Below are 21106 nucleotides of genomic sequence, written 5' to 3'. Positions count from 1 at the left end.
CCGATGGCGCGGACCAGCCAGAGCGTTCCGGCGGCGGCCACCACCAGGACGGCGATGCCGCTGAGGAAGGCGACGTTCAGCGGCGACTCCTCCGGCTGGGCGGGCGGGCTCGGCTTCGTCTGGACGATGGCCGGGACGTCGGTCATCTGCAACGAGCTCGACTTCACCAGGCCGGTGCCCTCCAGCAGCTGCATGTGCTTGAGCAGGAGGGTCAGGCCGGTCTGCGCGGCGGTGCGGGCGGCGACGTTCCTCGTCGTCGCGCGGGCCTGGGCGACCTGGACGATGACCGAGCCGTCGGCGGCGCGCGACAGGTTCGCGTACATGCGGTCGAGCTCGTCGCCCGAGCTGGACGAGATGGCGTTCGCCCACGACTTCTGCTCGGTCGTCGGTTCGGACGGCAGGTCCACGCCGAGCTGCCGCGCGGCCTCCGCGACCGCCTGGGACAGCTGCGTGTGCTCGGCGGCGAGCTGGCCCGCGACCTTGCGCACCTTCGCGTCGCGCGCCCGGTCGGAGCTCTCGCGGCTCGCCGGTTTCTGCCACAGCGAGTGCTGGGCGAGCAGCACGAGCAGTTCCCGGTCCGGCGGTTCGACGCTCTGACCGACCACCCGGACCGCGTTCACCTGTGCCTTGGCGGTCACCGGTTCCAATGCCGACGGGTCCACCAGGCCGGTGTTCTCCAGCGCGGTCATCGTGCGGACGAGAATCTGCACCGTCTGGTGCGCGAGAGAGCGGATCGTGGTGTTCTGGGTCGTCGCCCGCGTTTGCGTGGCCATTACGAGAAGACCGCCCTGGGTTTGCCGGACGATCGTCGCATAGGCGCGGTCGTGGTTGTCCCCGGTTCGTCCGGACATCTCGTCGATGAGTGACTGGTGTTCACCGCTCACGTCATTCGGCAGCACCACGCCGAGATCACCGGAGAATTTGAGCAGATCGACGTCGAGTCGTGAGTGAGCCTCGAAGATGTCGCGCCCCGCGGCGCTGATCGCCGCATTCGTCGTGCGGGACGGAACCTCTTTGCTGACCGGGACGATCCACGAGTTCGCCTGGCGCAGCGAGACCAGGAAAGAACGGTCCGGCGGCGGCACGTCGGACGACTGCGCATTCGCGGGGACCACCCCGGAGAAAGCCCCCAGAAAAACGACAGAAAACGTGACCAGCAGCGCCAGGTGCTGTCCGAACGTGCCCAACCGGTGACGCATAGTGCTCGTTCCCTCCCGCGATCGAGCTGCCTTCGAAGGTGATACGCGCAGGTGGGGTCGGGGTTCACGGAAGCAGCTCAGGCGACACTGTGACATGAGTCACGTAAGAATGCGCGAACCATTGGAGGTCGATTTACGTACCCGAGAACTTTTCGCGTTCGCGGGGTAGTCTCCCGGTGATTCCACACTCGGCCACCGAGTCGCTAGGTCTGCCGCCCGAAGCGAACACGTCGCCGAAATCCGGGGAGGTCGCGAGCTTCATGGTTGACCAGGGCAGTGTCGCACAGGCCCGTCAGGACGATGAATTGCTCACGCTGCTCTACGGGCAGTTCCAGCGCGCGTTGTTCTCGCAGGTCCTGAGCCTGACCAACTACGACCGCCAGTGGACGGAAGACGTCGTTCAGGAGACGTTGATCAGGGCGTGGCAGAACTCCGCGAACCTGGTTCGGGAACCGGGGATGTTGCGCGGCTGGCTCGGCACCGTCGCCCGTCGCATCGTGATCGACGGATGGCGCAGCCGGCAGGCCCGCCCGCAGGAAGTCGAATTGCTCCGACCGGACATCGCCGAATCTCCGGACGGCACCGAGGAAACACTTTCCGTAATGGTCATCACCGACGTGGTGCGCCAATTGAGTGATGAGCATCGGTCGGCTATTTATGAAACCTGTGTCATGGGCCGGACTGTCAGGGAGGCCGCGCTCGTCCTCGGAGTACCGGAAGGAACCGTCAAGTCCCGGCTGTACAAGGCGATGCACACGATCCGCCGGGCGCTGCAGGACAGGAGCTAGCGGGATGGCGATCCGCGAACCACACCCCGACGACGAGAACCGCGCGGACGACGGAGGTCCGTGCGGTGATGTCGCGGCCTACGTGCTCGGGGTGCTCGACCCCGACCAGCACGTGCGGTTCTCCCGGCACCTAGCCGGGTGCGAGGGCTGTCAGGGCGACGCGGCCGACTTCGGCGCCTTCGCTCCCGTGCTGCGCCCGGCGCTGCGCGACGGCGTTCGCCCGCCGTGCCGGCTCACGCGCGACATCCTGGTCGTGGCGGCCGGTGTCGTCGTGGCCGTGGCCGCGGTGCTGTCCGTTGTGGAGTCGCTGTCCTCGCACGCCGACAACCCGGCGGAGATCAGCACCCTCACGCGCGCGGAACCCGCTCGCGCCGAACCGTTCCCGCTGTTCGGGGACATCTGAGGCCGGACGGAGGCGTGCGAGCAGGCAGGCGAGGCGGAACCACCCGCGCACCAGCCCGGCGAAGATCATCGCTCGCACCCGCTCACCACCGCGACCAGCTCGCGGTTCCGATCACCGTTACCTGTGGGTAAGTTTGCCCGACCACGAAGCGCGGGTCTCTACGGTCGGCACCGAAGGAAGACCGGAACCTTCGACCTGCGGTCCTCTCGGTACCGAAGGCAGGAGTGGACAGAGGTGACATCTCCACTGCTCGGCCGGGACGCGGAGCTCTCGGCTCTCCGACGCTTGCTGGACGACGCACTCCAGGGCATCGGCTCGTGCGTCGTCGTGACCGGTGAGTTCGGCATCGGCAAGACGGCACTGCTCGACGCGTTCGCCGCCGACGCGCGCGAACGCGGCTTCGCCGTCCGGCTGGCCAAGAGCGCACGGCTGGAAAGCCACCTGCCCGGCGCGGTGGTGCGTCAGCTCGCGCCGTGCCTGGCCGACCAGCACGACCTCGAACAGCTCTACACGCGCGCCGCGGACTCCGCGCGCAGAACCCCGACCCTGATGGTCGTCGACGACGTGCAGGTCGCCGACACGTTCTCCAAGCGCGCCCTCGCCTACCTGCGTCCACGGTTGCGGAACCTGCCCGTCGTCATCGCGCTCGGCGCGTCGCCGGGGTACCTCGCGACGGACGAGGTGACGCTGCCCGAGATCACCGGCGCCCACCCGGTACGCGTCGACCTCGACGGGCTCGGCGTCGACGCCGTCGCGCGGCTGACCGACCGCGACCCCCAGCGCTGCCACGACCTGACCGGAGGCAACCCCTACCTGCTGCACGCGCTGCTGCGCGAGGAGGGCGAGGGATCGGCCGCCGTCGGCGAGATGATCGGCATGCGGCTGCGCGACCACACCGGCGCCGCCGAGGTCGCGCGGTCCGCCGCCGTGCTGGACGGTGACGCGGGTCTGGAGCTGCTGTCGTCCCTCACCGGGTTCGACGCGCTGCCCGCCGTCGACGCGCTCGTCCGCCTCGGCGTGCTCGCCGACACCGACCCGCTGACGTTCCGGCACCCGTTCGTGCGCAACAGCATCCTCGCCGACATGCCGGTCGCGGTCCGCTCCGCCGCCCACGCCCGCGCGGCCCGGCTGCTGTTCGACGTGGACGCTCCCGCCCACCACGTCGCCGGCCACGTCCTCAAGGCCAGGTCCGTCCGCCTGCCGTGGGCCGTCGGCCTCCTGCGCGAGGCCGGTGGCGTCGAACACCTGGAACGCGCGCTCGACGAGCACCTGTCCGAAGAGGACCGCCTCTCGATCGAGGTCGAGCTCGGCCACGTCGAGCACCTCGCCGACCGCTCGCAGGGCCGTGACCGCGTCCGCGACGCGCTGGCCCGGTGCGAGGACCCGCACCTCGCGGCGACCGTGGCGTTGTCGTTGATCCAGCGGATGTGCACCGGCTCCGACGCCTACTTCGCCGCGTCCATCGCGATCCTGGTGATCGCCCGGCTGCTGCCCGAGGACCGCGACCTGGTCTGGAACATCGTCTGCACCACCTACCTCGTCGCCGCGAACCGCGACACGCAGATGGCCAACTGCGCGGGCAAGTACTACGACGACCTCATCCGCGACGTGCCGAAGGACCCGGAGCTGCAACGGGTGCGGGCGGCGTTGCTCGCGGCCGGCGCCGCCCGCTGCGGCGACTCGTCCGCCGAAGCCGTCGAACGCGCGCTGGAGGCGCTGGACGGCGAGCACGTCGACCTGCTCGCCGAGCCGTACCTGTTCACGTTGCTGCTGCCCGTGCTCACCGAAGACCCGCAGCACAGCAGCAGGTACTGGCTTTCGCTGAGCAGCGCGAGCGTCTCGCACGACCCGCACCTGCGGCGCGGGATGCTGAGCATGATCGCCCGCGGCGCCGAGTTCCACGCCGTCGGCGACCTCGCCCGCGCCTACACGTTCCTGTCGTCCCCGGTGAAGACCGGCGGCGGGGACTGCCCGGCGGTGCTGCTCGCCACCGCCGAGCTCGCCGAGGTGTGCGTCGAGCTCGGGCAGTTCGACGAGGCCGCCCCGCTCGTCGCCGAGGACGGCGACCTGCTGCAGCACATCAACGTCGTCTACGCCCGCGGCCGCCTCAAGCTCGCCTCCTGCCACTCGGAGGGCGCGCTGGAGGACCTGCTGGAGGCGGGACGGCGGCTCGCGGCGCGCGAGATGCCCAACCCGGCGCTGGTCCCGTGGCGCCACCACGCCGTGCGCGCGTACCTGGCACAGGGCAACCGCGACGACGCCGCCCGGCTCGCTCACGAGGAGCTCGACCTCGCCAAGCGGTGGGGGTCGGCCCGGGTCGTCGGGACCGCCCTGATGAGCGTCGGCATCAGCACCGACGACGTCGACGTCCTCGCCGAGGCCGAACACCTCCTGGCCTCGTCGCCGCACCGGCTGCTGCACGCGCAGTCGGTGTACTGGCTCGGCCACCACCTGCGCCGCAAGGGCCGTACCGACGCGGCCGCCACGCACCTGCGGCAGGCGTTCGAACTGGCCCGGCACCTGCGCGCGCACCCGCTGGCCAAGCTCGCGGGCGACGAGGTCGACGGCGGGGACGACCAGGTGCAGGGCCTCACCAAGCAGGAGAACAGGGTCGCGCGGATGGCGGTGCAGGGGCTCACGAACCGGCAGATCGCCGAGGCCCTGCACCTGACCCGCCGCACGGTGGAGCTGCACCTGTCGAGCGCCTACCGCAAGCTCGGCATCAACGGCCGTGCCGAGCTCGTCGCCGCGCTGTGGTCCTAGCGGGAACTAGCCGAGCTGCGAGGCCTCACGGGCGAGCGTCTCGATCCGGTCCCAGTCGCCGGCCCGGAGGGCGTCCTTGGGGGCGAGCCACGACCCGCCGACGCACCCGACGTTCGCCAGCGCGAGGTAGTTCGGCGCGGTCTGCGGGGTGATGCCGCCGGTCGGGCAGAACCGCACGTGCGGCACCGGCCCGCCGATCGACTTCAGGTAGTCGACGCCGCCCGCGGCCTCGGCAGGGAAGAACTTGAGCGCGTCCAGGCCGCGCTCGGCCAGCCGCAGCACCTCGGACACCGTCGCCGCGCCCGGCAGGTACGGCAGGCCGGTCGCGTCGGCGGCGTCGAGGACCCGGTCGGTCGTACCGGGCGTGACGAGGAACGCCGCCCCGGCCTTCGCGGCCTGCTCGGCGTGCTCCGGCGCCGTGACGGTGCCGGCGCCGATCACGATCTCCGGCACCTCGCGGGCGACGTTCTCGATCGCGGCGAGCGCGGCCGGGGTGCGCAGCGTGAGCTCGATGACGCGGACGCCCCCGCGCAGCAATGCCCGCGCGAGCGGCACCGCGTGGTCGGCGTCGTCGACCACGACGACGGGGATGACGGGGGACAGCGCGAGCAGGTCCGCCCCGGTGGTCACCCGGACGTTGTCACCGTTGGTCACGAGAAGCACTCCTTGCCCATCTGGAAGATCGAAAACCGATATATCGCATATCGCTCACGCCGCAGCTGACGACGGCGTCCCGCACCGCGAAGACTTCGTCGGCCGACGACGTCGTCGCGGTACGAGCAGCTCAGCCATGCCGCCGACCAATATATTGCCTGGTCGGGCGGTCAGTGGTGCGTGACCGGGGCGAAGTGGTCGGCGGTGATGGGGCCGAACACCGTGGCGCCGCGGTCGGCGGGTCCGACGGTGCGGCGCAGGGCGGCGAAGAGCTCCCGGCCCGTGCCCGCCCACTCGTGGCCCGCCGGCGGGAAGTCGACCAGCGGACGGGACGCCAGCTCCTCCGCCGTCACCCGGACCTCCAGCGTCCCGGCGGTCGCGTCGAGCCGGACGACGTCACCGTCGCGGACCCGGCCGAGGGGACCGCCCACGGCGGCCTCCGGGGTGAGCTGGATGGCGGCCGGGATCTTGCCCGAGGCACCGGACATGCGGCCGTCGGTCACCAGCGCGACCTTGAAGCCGCGGTCCATCAGCACGCCCAGCGGCGGCGTCAGCTTGTGCAGCTCCGGCATGCCGTTGGCCTGCGGGCCCTGCTGGCGGACGACGACGACCACGTCGCGGTCGAGCTCGCCGGCCTGGAAGGCCTGCTGGAACGCCTCCTGCGTGGTGAAGACGCGGGCCGGTGCCTCGACGACGTGGTTCTCGTGCGCCACCGCCGACACCTTGATGACCGACCGGCCGAGGTTGCCCGAGAGCATCCGCAGACCGCCGTCGGAGGCGAACGGGTCGGTGGCCGGGCGCAGGACGTCGGTGTCCAGCGATCGGCCGGGACCGTCGACCCAGATCAGCTCGCCGTCGGCCAGCATCGGCTCCTGGCGGTAGCGGTCCAGGCCGTGGCCGACGACGGTGTTCACGTCGGCGTGCAGCAGGCCGGAGTCGAGCAGCGTGCCGACGACGAACTGCACGCCGCCCGCGGCCTGGAAGTGGTTGATGTCCGCGCTGCCGTTCGGGTAGACCCGCGCGATCAGCGGCACGACGGACGACAGGTCGGAGAAGTCGTCCCAGCTCAGCTCGATGCCCGCGGCGGCGGCGATGGCCACCAGGTGCATCGTGTGGTTCGTGGAACCACCGGTCGCGAGCAGCGCGACGACGCCGTTGACGACGGCCTTCTCGTCGACGATGTGCGCGATCGGCGTGTAGCCCTCGCCCTTGGCCATCTCGACGGCGCGGCGGCCGGCGTGCTCGGTGAGGGCGCGGCGCAGGCCGGTGCCCGGCGGCACGAACGAGGCGCCCGGCAGGTGCAGGCCCATGACCTCGACGACCATCTGGTTCGAGTTCGCGGTGCCGTAGAACGTGCAGGTGCCGGGGGAGTGGTACGAGGCGGCCTCGGCCTCCAGCAGGTCGTCGCGCGACGCCTTGCCCTCCGCGTACAGCTGGCGGACGCGGGCCTTCTCCTTGTTCGACAGGCCCGACGACATCGGTCCCGCGGGCACCAGGATCGACGGCAGGTGGCCGAACGACAGCGCGCCGATCAGCAGGCCCGGCACGATCTTGTCGCACACGCCGAGCAGCACGGCGGCGTCGAACATCTCGTGCGACAGCGCCACGCCCGTCGACATCGCGATGACGTCGCGGCTGAACAGCGACAGCTCCATGCCGTCGCGGCCCTGGGTGATGCCGTCGCACATCGCGGGCACGCCGCCCGCGAACTGGGACACGCCGCCGACGGCGCGCACGGCGTCCTTGATCCAGGCCGGGTACTCCTGCAGCGGCTGGTGGGCCGACAGCATGTCGTTGTAGGACGACACGATCGCGACGTTGGACTTGCGCAGCGCCCGCAGCGCCGCCTTGTCGCCGCCGGTGATCCCGGCGAAGCCGTGCGCCAGGTTGCTGCACGCGAAGCCGGACCGGGACGTGCCGTCCTGCGCGGCCGCGGCCACACGTTCGAGGTACACGCGGCGGGAGTCCGCGCTGCGCGCGGCGATCCTGCGTGTGACCTCTGTCAGAACGGGATGCAGTTCGGTCATGGGGGTCTCCGGGTCATCACGGGCCGTGGTGGGGCCCTCACGAGACGACAACGGTGGCGTCCCACGGACGGGCGTGACGCCACACACAGTAAGTCATGGCTGGTCGTAGACACAAAAACGATTCAGTAGCTGGGAGGAATCCAGTGTCGAATCTTGGCGTGTGGTCCTTGTCACATGGCTTGAGATTGGGCAGAGTGCGGGGCACGACCTTGGAACGGAGGTGTCCCATGAACTCCACGGAGATCGTCGAGCTGCGCCGGGTCATCGGTCAGATGCGGCATGCCGTCAGCAACCTGCGCGCCCGGTACGGCGACGTGGCGGCAGTCCAGCGCCTGGCCAACGACGTAGAGCGCATGGACATCGACGCCACCGAACTCGTCGACCTGAGCACCCCGAGGCAGCGGGAAGCGCCCCGGCTGGAACGCGAGGTCGTGGTCGTGCCCGACACGCCCTATGACGAGTCGCTGTGGAAGGACGCGGACGACGAAGGACTCGGTGGCTACCGCAACCGGACCTGATCCGAGCTGATCACACGGCCCCCGCCTGACGCGGGGGCCGTGGTCGTTCGTCTCGGGAGCGTTCTCCACAACGACGTGGACCCCCAGAAAGGTGACCGATGGCGAGGGCACAGATCGCCGCCAGGACACTGCGCACGGACCGGTGGTGGTTGCCGCCGCTGACGACGTTCGTCGGCCTGCTGCTCATCTCGATCTACGCGGCGTTCCGCACGTTCCAGGGGGACTACTACTGGGTCGACCAGTACCACTACCTCACACCGATGTACTCGCCGTGCCTCACCGAGGAGTGCGTCCCCGCGGCGTCCCACTTCGGCCAGTGGTTCCCGGCGCTGCCCGGCTTCCTGACGCCGCCGGTGATCATCATCCCGTTCCTGCTCGGGTTCCGGATCACCTGCTACTACTACCGCAAGGCCTACTACCGCGCTGCCTGGCAGTCGCCGCCCGCGTGCGCCGTGGCCGAGCCGCACAGCAAGTACACGGGGGAGACGCGGTTCCCGCTCATCGCGCAGAACCTGCACCGCTACTTCTTCTACGCGGCCTCGATCCTGTTGCTGGTCAACATCTACGACGCGATCTCCGCGTTCAGCACCGGCCTCGGCCTCGGCAACCTCGTGCTGCTGGTCAACGTGAGCCTGCTGGGCGCCTACACGCTGTCGTGCCACTCGTGCCGCCACATCGCGGGCGGCCGCCTCAAGCACTTCTCCAAGCACCCGGTCCGCTACTGGATGTGGACGCAGGTCTCGAAGCTCAACAACCGGCACATGCAGCTCGCCTGGGCTTCGCTGATCTTCGTCTGCCTCACGGACCTGTACGTCGCGCTGGTCGCCTCGGGAACGATCTCCGACCTCCGCTTCATCAACTAAGGAGTGGTTTTGCCCGAGCTGGAAAGGCATTCGTTCGACGTGCTCGTGATCGGCGCGGGCGGTGCCGGTCTGCGTGCCGCGATCGAGGCCCGTGAGCACGGCCTGCGCACCGCCGTTCTCTGCAAGTCGTTGTTCGGCAAGGCCCACACCGTCATGGCCGAGGGCGGCATCGCCGCCGCCATGGGCAACGTGAACTCGTCCGACAGCTGGCAGGTGCACTTCCGCGACACCATGCGCGGCGGCAAGTTCCTCAACAACTGGCGGATGGCCGAGCTGCACGCCCAGGAGGCGCCGCAACGGGTCTGGGAGCTGGAGACCTACGGCGCGCTGTTCGACCGCACGAAGGACGGCCGGATCTCGCAGCGCAACTTCGGCGGCCACGAGTACCCGCGCCTCGCGCACGTCGGCGACCGCACCGGCCTCGAACTGATCCGCACGTTGCAGCAGAAGATCGTGTCGTTGCAGCAGGAGGACTTCCAGGAGTTCGGCGACTACGAGGAACGCCTGCGGGTGTTCCAGGAGTTCACCGTCACCGACCTCGTGAAGGACGGAGACAGGATCGCCGGCGCGTTCGGCTACTGGCGCGAGTCCGGCCGGTTCGTGCTGTTCGAGGCGCCGGCGGTGATCCTCGCGACCGGCGGCATCGGCAAGTCGTTCAAGGTCACCTCGAACTCCTGGGAGTACACCGGCGACGGCCACGCGCTGGCCCTGCGCGCGGGCGCCTCGCTGATCAACATGGAGTTCATCCAGTTCCACCCCACCGGCATGGTCTGGCCGCCGTCGGTGAAGGGCATCCTCGTCACCGAGTCCGTGCGCGGCGACGGCGGTGTGCTGCGCAACTCCGACGGCAAGCGGTTCATGTTCGACTACATCCCCGAGGTGTTCAAGGACAAGTACGCGGACAACGAGGAGGAAGCCGACCGCTGGTACACCGACCAGGCGAACAACCGGCGCCCACCGGAGCTGCTGCCCCGCGACGAGGTCGCGCGCGCCATCAACTCCGAGGTGAAGGAGGGGCGCGGGTCACCGCACGGCGGCGTCTTCCTCGACGTGTCGACCCGGCTGCCCGCCGAGGAGATCCGGCGCCGGCTGCCGTCGATGCACCACCAGTTCAAGGAACTGGCCGACGTCGACATCACCGCGCAGCCGATGGAGGTCGGCCCGACCTGCCACTACGTGATGGGCGGCGTCGAGGTCGACCCGGACACCGGATCCTCGTCGGTGGCAGGGCTCTTCGCCGCCGGTGAGGTCTCCGGCGGCATGCACGGCTCGAACCGCCTGGGCGGCAACTCGTTGTCGGACCTGCTGGTCTTCGGCAAGCGCGCGGGTGCGGGAGCCGCGGAGTACGTGCGCGGGCTGACCGGCCGTCCCGCGATCGCCGAGGACGTCGTCACCGAGGCGCGGGCGACGGCGCTCAGGCCGTTCCAGCAGGAGGGCGGCGAGAACCCGTACACCCTGCACATGGAGCTCCAGCAGTCCATGAACGACCTCGTCGGCATCATCCGCCGCGAGGGCGAGATGGAGGAGGCGTTGCAGCGCCTGGAGAAGCTCAAGGAACGGGCGCGGTCGCTCACCGTCGAGGGCCACCAGCAGTTCAACCCCGGCTGGCACCTCGCCCTGGACCTGCGCAACATGCTGCTCGTGTCGGAGTGCGTGGCGAAGGCCGCGTTGCTGCGCACCGAGTCGCGCGGCGGCCACACCCGCGACGACCACCCGTCGATGGACGCCGAGTGGCGCCGCAAGCTGCTGGTCTGCACCGCCTCGGGCGACGGGGCGGAGGTCGCGGAGAAACCGCAGATCCCGATCCGCCACGACCTGCTGGACCTGTTCGACCGCAGCGAGCTGGAGAAGTACCTCACCGTCGAGGAGCTGTCATGAGCTACCAGGGGAAGTTCCGGGTGTGGCGCGGTGACGACTCGAGCGGCGCGCTGGTCGACTTCACCGTCGAGGTCAACGAGGGCGAGGTCGTCCTCGACATCATCCACCGCCTGCAGGCCACCCAGGCACCGGACCTCGCCGTGCGGTGGAACTGCAAGGCCGGCAAGTGCGGCTCCTGCTCGGCGGAGATCAACGGACGCCCGCGCCTGCTGTGCATGACCCGCATGTCGGTCTTCGAGGAGTCGGAGACGATCACGGTCACGCCGATGCGGACGTTCCCGATCATCCGCGACCTCGTCACCGACGTGTCCTTCAACTACACCAAGGCGCGCGAGGTGCCGTCGTTCGCGCCGCCTAAGGACCTGGCGCCCGGCGAGTACCGGATGCAGCAGGTCGACGTCGAGCGCTCGCAGGAGTTCCGCAAGTGCATCGAGTGCTTCCTGTGCCAGAACACCTGCCACGTGGTGCGTGACCACGAGGAGAACAAGGAGGCGTTCTCCGGGCCCCGGTTCCTCATGCGGGTCGCCGAGCTGGAGATGCACCCGCTCGACACCGCGGACCGCGTCGACCAGGCCCAGGAGCAGCACGGGCTCGGGCTCTGCAACATCACCAAGTGCTGCAGCGAGGTCTGCCCCGAGCACATCCACATCACCGACAACGCGCTCATCCCGATGAAGGAGCGCGTCGCCGACCGCAAGTACGACCCGATCGTCTGGCTGGGCAACAAGCTGTTCAGGCGGTCCTAGCACCGAGCTGCGGGATGACCAGACCGGACTCGTAGGCCATCACCACGGCCTGCGCCCGGCTGGTCAGCCGCAGCTTCGTCATCACGCGGTTGAGGTGCGTCTTCACCGTGCCCTCGGTGACGGTCAGCTTCGCCGCGATGGCGGCGTTCGTCAGCCCGGTGCCCACGAGCCGCAGCACCTCGCGTTCGCGGCCGGTCAGCTCCTCCAGGCCCACCGGGCCCCACAGCGAGACCGCCGTGTCGCCCCTCAGGTACGCGGCGACGAGCCGGCGCATGACGGTGGGGCCGAACTGCATCTCGCCGGATGCGACGGCGGTGATCGCGGCGATCAGCCTGGCCGGTTCGGCCTCCTTGAGCACGAACCCCGCGGCACCCAGCCGCAGCGCCTCGTGCACGTACTCGTCCAGGTCGAACGTCGTCAGGATCAGCAACCGGGCCGGTGCCGCGGCGCGTTTCACCGCGGTCAGGCCCGGCAGGCGGATGTCGGCCACGACCACGTCGGGCCGCGCGGACTCGGCGATCACCGCGGCGGTGCGGGAGTCCGCGGCCTCGCCGACGACGGTCAGCTCGGGTGCAGCGTCCAGCAACGCGACCAGGCCCGCGCGGAACAGCGGCTGGTCGTCGACTACGAGCACACGCGTCACAACGCCCCTCATCCAGGTGACGTCACCGCGGCAGTTCCCCCGGTCGGAGCGTACCGCGAAAGTTGACGGGAGATCCACTGTTCGTGCGACGACCCGGTTCCGCCCGCGCCGCTAGCTTCGGCGGCATGCGCACCGCATCGGAGGACCTGCTCGGCGTCAGGACGATCACCGCCGACGGCTCGGACGTCTACCTGCGGGTCACGTCCAGCCCCGTGGACCTGGAGATCCGGTGGCTGCGCGACGGCGACCACCGGGTGGCGGGCAGCCCGGTCCTGTTCCCCGCGGGCGACCGGTCGCGCCGGCGCATCGGCTCGAACTTCCGCGCGGGCACGGCGTTCTCCCTCGCGGTCGTCGGCGCCGAACCCGGCTGGACCGGCGTCGTCGACTGGAACGTCTACTCGTGAAACGCGAACGGGGCGTGTCCGAAGTGGACACGCCCCGTTCGGCAGCGGCTGACGTCAGACGGCGCTGCCCGAACCCATGACCGCCGACGACTCGGCGATCTGGATCTGGTTCGCCTTGTCGTCGTCGGTGTGGATGACCTTCTTGTTGCGGCGGTTGCGCTTCTCGAGGTAGTTCGCGAGCCACGTCAGCAGCAGGCACAGTCCGATGTAGATCAGCGCGACCACGATCATCACCGAGATCATCGGCCGGCCGAAGTTCACCGCGTCGCCACCGATGCGCGTGCCCCACCGCAGCAGCTCCTCGAACGTGATGAGGAAGCCGAGCGCGGTGTCCTTCAGCAGCACCACGAGCTGGCTGATGATGGTCGGCAGCATCGCCCGCAACGCCTGCGGCAGCAGCACGAGCGTCATCACCTGGGTCTTGCGCATGCCCAGCGCGTACGCGGCCTCGCTCTGGCCCTTCGGCAGCGAGTTGATGCCGGCGCGGAAGATCTCCGCGAGCACCGAGCCGTTGTACAGCATCAGGCTGATCACGACCGCCGTGAACGCGCTCAGCTTCACCCCGGCCACGGGAAGGCCGTAGTAGAAGAAGAACATCATGACCACGAGCGGGATCGCGCGGAAGATCTCGACGACGACCGCCGCGGGACCGCGCACCCACGCGTGGTCGGACAGGCGGGCGGCGGCGAAGACCGCGCCGAACACCAGCGCCAGCACGGCGCCGACGGCGAACGCGCTGAGCGTGTTGCCGATGGCGTCCAGGAGGGACAGCTGGATCTGCTTGTAGTTGAACCAGTCGAGCCTGCGGGACGAGAACTGGTCCGTGGCGACGAACCGCATGATCACGTACACGATCGCCGCGAGCACGGCCGCGACACCGATGACCGCCATGACCTTGTGACGCGCGCGGGCCTTCGGGCCGGGGACGTCGAACAGCACCATGCTCATCGGGCCACGCTCCACCGCTTCTCGAAGACCTGCTGGACGTACGTCAGCGGCATGACCAGGATGACGAACCCGATCGCGACCCACAGCAGTCCGAGCAGGACGTTCTCACCCTGCTCCGACAGCGAGTCGCGGATCGTGCCCGCCTGGAAGACGGCGAAACCCGAGGCGACCGTCGTGTTCTTCAGCAACGCGATCATCGTGCTCGTCATCGGCGGCACGACAGAGCGCAGCGCCTGCGGCAGCACGACGTTGCCCAGCATCTGCGTGAACGTGAGGCCGAGCGCGCGGGACGCCTCGGCCTGGCCGACGGGCACCGTGTTGATGCCGGACCGCACGACCTCGCAGACGAAAGCCGCGGTGTAGAGCGACAACGCGACCACGGCCGCGGTGTAGGGCTCGATCTTCACGATCTCCAGCAGGGGGTACGCGAAGAGGAAGAACACGAAGACCAGCGTCAGCGGGGTGTTGCGCAGCACCGTCACGTACGCCGTGCCGATGGCACGGAACACCGGGACCGGGCTGACCCGCAGGGCCGCGAGCAGCGTGCCCAGCAGCAGCGAGAGCACACCGGAGATCGCGAAGAGCTGCAGCGTCTGTCCGAATGCGCGCAGGAACAGATCTAGGTTGTTGGTGAGGACGCTCATCGGTTTCCTTGCCGTCCGTCCGCCTTCAAAGGAACGGCCGGTGGACCCGCGGGGGATCCACCGGCCACTAGGAGACCGTCAGTACCGGTCGATCTTCGGCTTCTCCGCGGACGAACCCGACTTGCCCAGGGTGCCGTCGTAGATCTTCTGCCAGGTGCCGTCGTCGAGCGAGGCCTGCAGGATGTCGTTGAACTTCGCGCGCAGCGCGGTGTCCTCCTTGGGCACACCGATGCCGTACGGCTCGCTGGAGAACGTCTTGCCGACGACCTTCAGCTTGCCCTCCTCGGCGGCGGCGTAGCCCTTGAGGATCGCGTCGTCGGTGGTGACGGCGTCGACCTCACCGTCGAGCAGCTTGGTGACGCACTGCGAGTAGCCCTGGAACTCGAGGATGTTGGCGTCCTCGGTCAGCTTCTCGTCGCGGATGCGCTTGACCGGGGTGGAACCGGTCGCCGAGCAGACCTTCTTGCCCTTGAGCGCGTCCTTGCCGGTGATGTCGGTGTTGTCCTTCTTCACCAGCAGGTCCTGGCCCGCGACGAAGTACGGGCCGGCGAAGCCGACCTTCTCCTTGCGGCCCGCGTTGATCGTGTAGGTGCCGACGTAGTAGTCGACGTCACCGTTGATCAGCGCCTGCTCGCGCGCGGCGGACTGGATCGTCTTGAACTGGATCTTCTCGGGGTCGAGACCCAGCTTCGCGGACATCAGGCGCGCGATGTCGATGTCGAAACCGCTGTACTTGTTCGTCGTCGGGTCCTTGTAACCGAGACCCGGCTGGTCCTCCTTGACGCCGACGACGAGCGAGCCGCGCGCCTTCGCCTTCTCGAAGGTGGGCGAGCCGTCGACCTTGACGTCCTTGGCGACCTCGAACAGACCGGCGGGCGCCGCCGTGTCGGTCGGGCTGCCCTCCTTGCCACACGCGGTCAGGGCCAGTGCGCCCGTCAGCAGCACCGCCGCAAGGGTGCGAACCCTCATCGTCCTTCTCCTGCCATTCGTTCCGTAAGTGGGCTGACTACTAGTGAGTCAGGATCTTGCCAAGGAAGTCCTTCGCGCGGTTGGACTTCGGGGCCGAGAAGAACTCTTCCGGGGTGGAGTCCTCGACGACCTCGCCGTCGGACATGAAGATCACCCGGTCCGCGGCCTTGCGGGCGAAGCCCATCTCGTGCGTGACGACGAGCATCGTCATGCCGTCCTTCGCGAGGCCGGTCATGACGTCCAGGACCTCCTGGACCATCTCCGGGTCCAGCGCGGAGGTGGGCTCGTCGAACAACATCACCTTGGGCTTCATCGCGAGCGCGCGGGCGATCGCCGCGCGCTGCTGCTGCCCACCCGAGAGCTGCGCGGGGAACTTGTCCGCCTGGTTGGCGATCCCCACGCGCTCCAGCAGTTCCATCGCGGTCTTGCGGGCCTCGGCGGCCGGCGTCTTGCGCACCTTCGTCGGAGCGAGCATCACGTTCTCGACGATGGTCTTGTGCGCGAAGAGGTTGAAGGACTGGAACACCATGCCGACATCGGCGCGCAGGCGTGCCAGTTCCTTGCCCTCAGCCGGAAGCGGCTGCCCGTCGACCTCGATCACTCCGGAGTCGATCGGCTCGAGGCGGTTGATCGTCCGGCACAGCGTCGACTTACCGGAACCCGACGGCCCCAGCACGACGACGACCTGCCCCTTCGGCACCTCCAGCTGCACGTTCTTGAGCACGTGCAACGGGCCGAAGAACTTGTCCACGCCCGCCACACGGATCATCGGCGGGGCAGAGGCGGCAGTCATCCAGTCCTCCATCAGGGGTCGTCGGCGTTGGCGGAAACCTAGGTGTCCGCCACCACACCAGTCCAGGACATTGAGCAAGACTTAGGGTCTCAACTCTGTCACAGGCAGACATCGGTTGCCCGGGAGGTAGCGAAAGTGCGCGTGCTGCTCGTCGAGGACGACGACAGGGTCGCCGAGGCCCTGGTCCCCGCCCTGACCAGACGGGGTTTCCACGTCGACCGGCAGGCCACCGGCCGCGGCACCCTCGACCGCCTCGCGGGCGTCGACGTGGTGCTGCTCGACCTGGGACTGCCCGACATGGACGGTGTGACGCTGTGCCGCGCCATCAGGGCCGCCTCGGACGTGGCGATCATCGTGGTGTCCGCGCGGGGGGAGATCGACGACCGGATCCTCGGCCTGCACGCCGGGGCCGACGACTACCTGGTCAAGCCCTACGACGTGGGCGAGCTGGTGGCGCGGGTGCACGCCGTCCGGCGGCGCCGCGGCGCCGACCCGGTCGGGGTGGGATCGGCGTCCACGGAGGTGTTCGAGACCGGTGACGTGCGGGTCGACCTGGGTCGCCACGAAGTCACCGTGGCGGGTGAATCGGTCGCCCTGTCGCGCAAGGAGTTCCAGGTGCTCGCACTCGTCATGGCGGCGGGCGGCGCGGTGTGCACGCGGGAGCGGATCCTCGCCGAGGTGTGGGGCAGGACCTGGTCCGGCGCCAACAGGACGCTCGACGTCCACGTCGCCACGCTGCGCACGAAGCTCGGCCGTCCGTCGTTGCTGGAGACGGTCCGCGGCGTCGGGTACCGGCTGGGGCAGGTGTGATCTCCATTGGGTGATCTTCTGCCGGCGCGTCGCCACCGGGTGGGGTGACGGCTCGTGAGATCCCGGTTGCTGGGCGTGGTCCTGGCCCTCGTCGTGCTGGTCCTGGTGGGTCTCGGCCTGCCGCTCGGGCGCGGCGTGGCGGCCGCGGAGCAGCAGGAGCTGTTCCTCGACCGCCTCACCGACACGAGCCGGTTCGCGTCCCTGGCGCAACGGCCGTTGATCGACAACCAGCCGACCGTGCTGCGGGCCGAGCTGGAGCGCTACGACCAGCTCTACGACATCGGCGTGGCCGTGGTGGCCCGCGACGCGCCGACGGTGCCGCTGGTGGCGTCGCGCAACGACCTCGCGCTCGGCGACGGCGCCGTGCAGGACCTGGTCAGCAAGGCTCTGGCCGGGCGGTTGCCGGTCGTGCCGCCGCTGTTCATGCCGTGGGACGAGACGCGGCTGGTGCTCGCCGAACCGGTCCTCGTGGACGGTGAGGTGCGCGGCGCGGTGATCACGTTCTCGCCGACGTCGAAGACCCGCTTCGAGGTGCTGGCCTGGTGGGGGCTGCTGCTCGCGGCGAGCCTGCTGGTGCTGGCGCTCGCCGTGCTGCTGGCGCTGCCGGTGGTGCGCTGGACGTTGCGGCCGGTGCAGGCGCTCGACGACGCGACGGGCAAGCTGCTCGCCGCCGTCGTCGCGGGCCGTCCGGTGAAGCCGGTGGGCGCCGAGAGCGGGCCGCCGGAGCTGCGGCAGCTCAGCCGGTCGTTCGACCAGATGGCCGCGAACGTGAGCGATGTGCTTGCCGCCCAACGGGCGTTCGTGGCGGACGCGTCACACCAGCTTCGCAACCCGTTGACAGCCCTGAAACTCCGGCTGTCCAACCTGGAGGGACACGTCGACGACGAGGCGGAGGTGCACCAGGTCGAGGCGCTGAGCGAGACGGACCGGCTCAACCGCATCCTCGACGAGCTGCTCGCCATGGCGCGCGCCGAGTCGAGCTCGGTCGACCCGGTGCCGGTGGACGTCGACAAGTCCGTGGCGGCGCGGCTGTCGGCGTGGGCGGCCGCGGCGGCCTCGAAGGAGGTCCACCTCGTGCTGGACGGGCACCGCGTCGGCATGGCGCTCGCCCCGCCGCGCGGCGTCGAGACGATCCTCGACGCGCTGCTCGACAACGCGCTGAAGTTCACCCCGGAGGGGACGCTGATCGTGGTCGACGCGCGCAAGGCGGACGGCGTCGTCACGGTGTCGGTCGCGGACCACGGGCCGGGGTTGCAGGCCGACGAGCTGGAGCGCGCGACCGACCGGTTCTGGCGCAGCCCCGCGCACCAGAACGTGCCGGGGTCCGGGCTGGGGCTGTCGATCGTGCGGCTCGTCGTCGAACGCGTGGGCGGCGCGGTCCGGCTCGAGTCGCCGGAGGACGGCGGCCTGAAGGTCGTGATCGAGCTGCCGGCCGTCTGAGGCTCAGACCTTGGTGTCCCGGTAGTAGCGCATCGCGCCGTCGTGCAGCGGCACCGGCGAGGTCTCGATCGCCGACCGCTGCTCGATGGTGCGCGCCGCCGAGTGCACCTTCACCAGGTCCGGCTGCCCCTCGAACAGCTTGCGCGCGAGCGCCTCCGCCACGTCGTCCGGCATCTTCTCGTTGACGAGCAGGAAGTTGCGCACCACGAGGGTGATGACCGGGTCCTTCTGGAGGTCGTAGGTGGACGCGGGCAGCGTCGCCGACCCGTAGACGGGGTACCGCTCGCGGAACGGCTTGAGCACGTCCGCGAGGTCGAGCATCCGCACGCCCAGCTCCTTGGTGAGCTGCGTGATGCGGCCCGTCGGCAGGCCGCCCGACCAGAAGAACGCGTCGAGCCTGCCCTCGATCATGGCCTGCGCCGAGTCGTCCAGCCCGAGGTTGACCTCCTGCGGCGTGACGTTCGCCGACTCGAGCAGCCGGCGCGCGATGATCTCGACGCCCGACTCCCGCCCGCCGATCGACACCCGCAGGCCCGACAGCTGGCCGAGCTTCGTGACGGGCAGGTCGGCCCGCACGATGACCTGCAGGTAGTCGTCGTGCATCCGGGCGAGCGCCCGCAGCTTCGACGAGCCCTCCACGCCCTCGACGGCGTCGGCCTGCGAGAAGCCGACCTGCGCCTGGTCGTTGACGAGCCGCACGACGTTGTCCTTCGACCCGGCGGTGGCCACGACCTGCGGCCGGGCGATGCCCAGGCGCCCGCTCCAGATGTCCGCGAGCCCGTTGCCGAGGGTGTAGTAGACGCCGCCCTCGCTGCCCGTGGCCATCGTGATCTTGACGTTCTCGAGCGTGCTGCCGCAGCCCGTCAGGACCGTTGCGGCGGTCAGCAGGCTCACGGCGACGTGCACTCGTCCCAGCACCTGCGCATCGTGCCACGGCGGCGTTCTACGCTTGCACCCGACGAAAGGTTGGTTGCAGTGACCCGCAGTTACCAGATCCGCACGTTCGGTTGCCAGATGAACGTGCACGACTCCGAACGGCTCGCCGGTCTGCTGGAGGACGCTGGCTACGCGCGGGCCGCCGAGGACGAGCAGGCCGACGTCGTCGTCTTCAACACCTGCGCCGTCCGCGAGAACGCCGACAACAAGCTCTACGGCACGCTCGGGCACCTCGCGCCGCGCAAGACCGAGAACCCGGACATGCAGATCGCCGTCGGCGGCTGCCTCGCGCAGAAGGACCGCGGCGAGATCGTCCGGCGCGCCCCGTGGGTGGACGTCGTGTTCGGCACGCACAACATCGGCTCGCTGCCGGTGCTGCTCGAACGCGCCCGCCACAACGCCGAGGCGCAGGTCGAGATCCTCGACGCGCTGGAGACGTTCCCGTCGTCGCTGCCGGCCGCCCGCGACTCCGCCTACTCGGGCTGGGTGTCGATCTCCGTGGGCTGCAACAACACCTGCACGTTCTGCATCGTGCCGTCCCTGCGCGGCAAGGAGAAGGACCGCCGCCCCGGCGACGTGCTCGCCGAGGTCCGGACGCTGGTGGACGAGGGCGTGCTGGAGGTGACGCTGCTGGGCCAGAACGTCAACTCCTACGGCGTCGAGTTCGGCGACCGGTTCGCGTTCGGCAAGCTCCTGCGCGCCTGCGGGGAGATCGACGGCCTGGAGCGCGTGCGGTTCACCTCGCCGCATCCGAAGGACTTCACCGACGACGTCATCGCCGCGATGGCCGAGACGCCGAACGTCGTGCACAACCTGCACATGCCGCTGCAGTCCGGTTCGGACCGGGTGCTCAAGGCGATGCGCCGCTCCTACCGCACCGAGAAGTACCTCGGCATCATCGAGAAGGTCCGCGCCGCCATGCCGGACGCCGCGATCACTACCGACATCATCGTCGGCTTCCCCGGCGAGACCGAGGAGGACTTCCAGGGCACGCTCGACGTCGTGCGGCAGGCCCGGTTCTCCTCCGCGTTCACGTTCCAGTACTCGAAGCGCCCCGGCACGCCCGCGGCGGAGCTGCCCGACCAGCTGCCGAAGGCCGTCGTGCAGGAGCGGTTCGACCGGCTCGTGGCGCTGCAGAACGAGATGACGCACAAGCTGAACGTCGAGCAGGTCGGCCACACCGTCGAGGTCCTCGTGGCCACCGGTGAGGGCAAGCGCGACGCCGAGACGCAGCGCATGAGCGGCCGTGCGCGCGACGGCCGGCTGGTGCACTTCACGCCCGGTTCCACCGCACCGCGTCCCGGCGACGTCGTCGAGACCGTCGTGACGTACGGCGCCCCGCACTACCTCGTCGCGGACGGTGAACCGCTGACGTGGCGCCGCACGAAGGCCGGTGACCGCTCGGAGGCGGGCATCAAGCCGAAGACCGCAGGCGTCGGCCTCGGTCTGCCGTCGTTCGGTGCTCCCGCGCCGCTGCCCGCCGTGTCCGGGTGTGCCGCGCAGTGAGCGACGAGGAGTTCCTGCGCAAGGAGATCGACGCGGTGGAGCAGCAGGCGGCCAAGCGCGTCGACCCCGGCACCGGGGCGTTGACGATCTCGATCGCGGTGCTGGCGCTGCTGGTGTCGCTCGTGCTGCCGTGGGTGGGCGAGGAGACGGGCCTGAGCGTCGTGCTCGGCGAGT

At 69.7% G+C, this 21106-nt stretch carries 20 protein-coding genes; 11 read left to right on the top strand and 9 right to left on the bottom strand.

The features are described from left to right. Positions 1–1115: DUF4142 domain-containing protein (locus VF330_RS18845; protein ID WP_330852933.1), on the bottom strand; the 1115-nt coding region annotated here is incomplete at its 3' end. 344 nt (positions 1116–1459) lie between these two features. On the opposite strand from VF330_RS18845, the gene VF330_RS18840 reads away from it, so the two are divergent. From VF330_RS18840 to VF330_RS18830, 3 genes are all read left to right on the top strand, one after another. Continuing rightward, the gene (locus tag VF330_RS18840; RefSeq protein WP_330852935.1) at positions 1460–1987 is read left to right on the top strand and encodes a sigma-70 family RNA polymerase sigma factor; all 528 of its coding nucleotides are present in this window, start codon (positions 1460–1462) and stop codon (positions 1985–1987) included. 4 nt (positions 1988–1991) lie between these two features. Further along, positions 1992–2390 carry a zf-HC2 domain-containing protein gene (locus VF330_RS18835; protein ID WP_330852932.1) on the top strand — a complete coding sequence of 133 codons (399 nt, stop codon included), beginning with the start codon at positions 1992–1994 and terminating at the stop codon, positions 2388–2390. 234 nt (positions 2391–2624) lie between these two features. Next, complete coding sequence (locus VF330_RS18830; RefSeq protein WP_330852931.1) at positions 2625–5153, top strand: helix-turn-helix transcriptional regulator; 2529 nt, start codon at positions 2625–2627, stop codon at positions 5151–5153. A 6-nt stretch (positions 5154–5159) separates the two neighbouring features. Here the strand turns inward: VF330_RS18830 and eda are convergent, their stop codons facing one another. Both eda and edd read right to left on the bottom strand, forming a co-directional pair. Further along, on the bottom strand, positions 5160–5783 hold the full coding sequence (gene eda, locus VF330_RS18825) for a bifunctional 4-hydroxy-2-oxoglutarate aldolase/2-dehydro-3-deoxy-phosphogluconate aldolase (protein ID WP_330852934.1): 624 nt from the start codon (positions 5781–5783) through the stop codon (positions 5160–5162). 194 nt (positions 5784–5977) lie between these two features. After that, complete coding sequence (gene edd, locus VF330_RS18820; protein WP_330852930.1) at positions 5978–7834, bottom strand: phosphogluconate dehydratase; 1857 nt, start codon at positions 7832–7834, stop codon at positions 5978–5980. Between the two features lie 227 nt (positions 7835–8061). Between edd and VF330_RS18815 the strand changes: the two genes are divergently transcribed. The 4 genes from VF330_RS18815 (at position 8062) to VF330_RS18800 (ending at position 11839) form a co-directional block, all read left to right on the top strand. After that, positions 8062–8352 (top strand): hypothetical protein, encoded by a 291-nt coding sequence (locus VF330_RS18815; protein ID WP_325522955.1) that lies wholly within the window; start codon positions 8062–8064, stop codon positions 8350–8352. A 98-nt stretch (positions 8353–8450) separates the two neighbouring features. Beyond that, positions 8451–9215, top strand: coding sequence for a hypothetical protein (locus VF330_RS18810; protein WP_330852929.1), 765 nt, complete (start codon positions 8451–8453; stop codon positions 9213–9215). 9 nt (positions 9216–9224) lie between these two features. Beyond that, a complete protein-coding gene (locus VF330_RS18805) occupies positions 9225–11093 on the top strand; it encodes a fumarate reductase/succinate dehydrogenase flavoprotein subunit (protein ID WP_330852928.1) in 1869 nt (622 codons plus the stop codon). Next, positions 11090–11839 carry a succinate dehydrogenase/fumarate reductase iron-sulfur subunit gene (locus VF330_RS18800; protein ID WP_330852927.1) on the top strand — a complete coding sequence of 250 codons (750 nt, stop codon included), beginning with the start codon at positions 11090–11092 and terminating at the stop codon, positions 11837–11839. The genes VF330_RS18805 and VF330_RS18800 overlap by 4 nt, the downstream gene beginning before the upstream one ends. On the opposite strand, the gene VF330_RS18795 is transcribed toward VF330_RS18800, so the two are convergent. Continuing rightward, positions 11826–12482, bottom strand: coding sequence for a response regulator transcription factor (locus tag VF330_RS18795; protein ID WP_330852926.1), 657 nt, complete (start codon positions 12480–12482; stop codon positions 11826–11828). The genes VF330_RS18800 and VF330_RS18795 overlap by 14 nt on opposite strands. 125 nt (positions 12483–12607) lie before the next feature. On the opposite strand from VF330_RS18795, the gene VF330_RS18790 reads away from it, so the two are divergent. Further along, positions 12608–12886: a hypothetical protein gene (locus VF330_RS18790; RefSeq protein ID WP_330852925.1), complete on the top strand. Its 279-nt coding sequence runs from the start codon at positions 12608–12610 to the stop codon at positions 12884–12886. Between the two features lie 54 nt (positions 12887–12940). Here the strand turns inward: VF330_RS18790 and VF330_RS18785 are convergent, their stop codons facing one another. The 4 genes from VF330_RS18785 to VF330_RS18770 all read right to left on the bottom strand — a co-directional run bounded on the left by VF330_RS18785 (position 12941) and on the right by VF330_RS18770 (position 16216). After that, positions 12941–13834 carry an amino acid ABC transporter permease gene (locus tag VF330_RS18785; protein ID WP_330852924.1) on the bottom strand — a complete coding sequence of 298 codons (894 nt, stop codon included), beginning with the start codon at positions 13832–13834 and terminating at the stop codon, positions 12941–12943. Continuing rightward, positions 13831–14478: an amino acid ABC transporter permease gene (locus VF330_RS18780; RefSeq protein WP_330852923.1), complete on the bottom strand. Its 648-nt coding sequence runs from the start codon at positions 14476–14478 to the stop codon at positions 13831–13833. The genes VF330_RS18785 and VF330_RS18780 overlap by 4 nt, the downstream gene beginning before the upstream one ends. A gap of 78 nt (positions 14479–14556) precedes the next feature. Continuing rightward, a complete protein-coding gene (locus VF330_RS18775; protein ID WP_330852922.1) occupies positions 14557–15447 on the bottom strand; it encodes a glutamate ABC transporter substrate-binding protein in 891 nt (296 codons plus the stop codon). A gap of 40 nt (positions 15448–15487) precedes the next feature. Next, entirely contained in the window at positions 15488–16216 is a 729-nt protein-coding gene (locus VF330_RS18770) for an amino acid ABC transporter ATP-binding protein (protein ID WP_174517896.1), read from the bottom strand. Positions 16217–16375: 159 nt separating this feature from the next. Here VF330_RS18770 and VF330_RS18765 point away from each other — a divergent pair, with 159 nt between their 5' ends. Then, positions 16376–17050, top strand: coding sequence for a response regulator transcription factor (locus VF330_RS18765; protein ID WP_330852921.1), 675 nt, complete (start codon positions 16376–16378; stop codon positions 17048–17050). Between the two features lie 54 nt (positions 17051–17104). Continuing rightward, positions 17105–18490: a HAMP domain-containing sensor histidine kinase gene (locus VF330_RS18760; protein ID WP_330852920.1), complete on the top strand. Its 1386-nt coding sequence runs from the start codon at positions 17105–17107 to the stop codon at positions 18488–18490. Between the two features lie 3 nt (positions 18491–18493). On the opposite strand, the gene VF330_RS18755 is transcribed toward VF330_RS18760, so the two are convergent. After that, positions 18494–19408: a TAXI family TRAP transporter solute-binding subunit gene (locus tag VF330_RS18755; RefSeq protein WP_330852919.1), complete on the bottom strand. Its 915-nt coding sequence runs from the start codon at positions 19406–19408 to the stop codon at positions 18494–18496. 57 nt (positions 19409–19465) lie between these two features. On the opposite strand from VF330_RS18755, the gene miaB reads away from it, so the two are divergent. Continuing rightward, positions 19466–20932 (top strand): tRNA (N6-isopentenyl adenosine(37)-C2)-methylthiotransferase MiaB, encoded by a 1467-nt coding sequence (gene miaB / locus VF330_RS18750; protein WP_330852918.1) that lies wholly within the window; start codon positions 19466–19468, stop codon positions 20930–20932. Positions 20933–21106: the final 174 nt, after the last annotated feature.

The organism is Lentzea sp., assembly GCF_036380075.1.
Lineage (GTDB): Bacteria > Actinomycetota > Actinomycetes > Mycobacteriales > Pseudonocardiaceae > Lentzea.
Note: the sequence above shows the minus strand (reverse complement) of the source record. Positions and strands in the feature narration are given on the sequence as shown.

Excerpts from the sequence above, each read along its gene's own strand:
- VF330_RS18840 (WP_330852935.1), top strand. The coding sequence starts at position 1,460 with ATGGTTGACCAGGGCAGTGTCGCACAGGCCCGTCAGGACGATGAATTG.
- VF330_RS18835 (WP_330852932.1), top strand. The coding sequence starts at position 1,992 with ATGGCGATCCGCGAACCACACCCCGACGACGAGAACCGCGCGGACGAC.
- edd (WP_330852930.1), bottom strand. The coding sequence starts at position 7,834 with ATGACCGAACTGCATCCCGTTCTGACAGAGGTCACACGCAGGATCGCC.
- VF330_RS18815 (WP_325522955.1), top strand. The coding sequence starts at position 8,062 with ATGAACTCCACGGAGATCGTCGAGCTGCGCCGGGTCATCGGTCAGATG.
- VF330_RS18810 (WP_330852929.1), top strand. The coding sequence starts at position 8,451 with ATGGCGAGGGCACAGATCGCCGCCAGGACACTGCGCACGGACCGGTGG.
- VF330_RS18800 (WP_330852927.1), top strand. The coding sequence starts at position 11,090 with ATGAGCTACCAGGGGAAGTTCCGGGTGTGGCGCGGTGACGACTCGAGC.
- VF330_RS18790 (WP_330852925.1), top strand. The coding sequence starts at position 12,608 with ATGCGCACCGCATCGGAGGACCTGCTCGGCGTCAGGACGATCACCGCC.
- VF330_RS18785 (WP_330852924.1), bottom strand. The coding sequence starts at position 13,834 with ATGAGCATGGTGCTGTTCGACGTCCCCGGCCCGAAGGCCCGCGCGCGT.
- VF330_RS18780 (WP_330852923.1), bottom strand. The coding sequence starts at position 14,478 with ATGAGCGTCCTCACCAACAACCTAGATCTGTTCCTGCGCGCATTCGGA.
- VF330_RS18775 (WP_330852922.1), bottom strand. The coding sequence starts at position 15,447 with ATGAGGGTTCGCACCCTTGCGGCGGTGCTGCTGACGGGCGCACTGGCC.
- VF330_RS18770 (WP_174517896.1), bottom strand. The coding sequence starts at position 16,216 with ATGATCCGTGTGGCGGGCGTGGACAAGTTCTTCGGCCCGTTGCACGTG.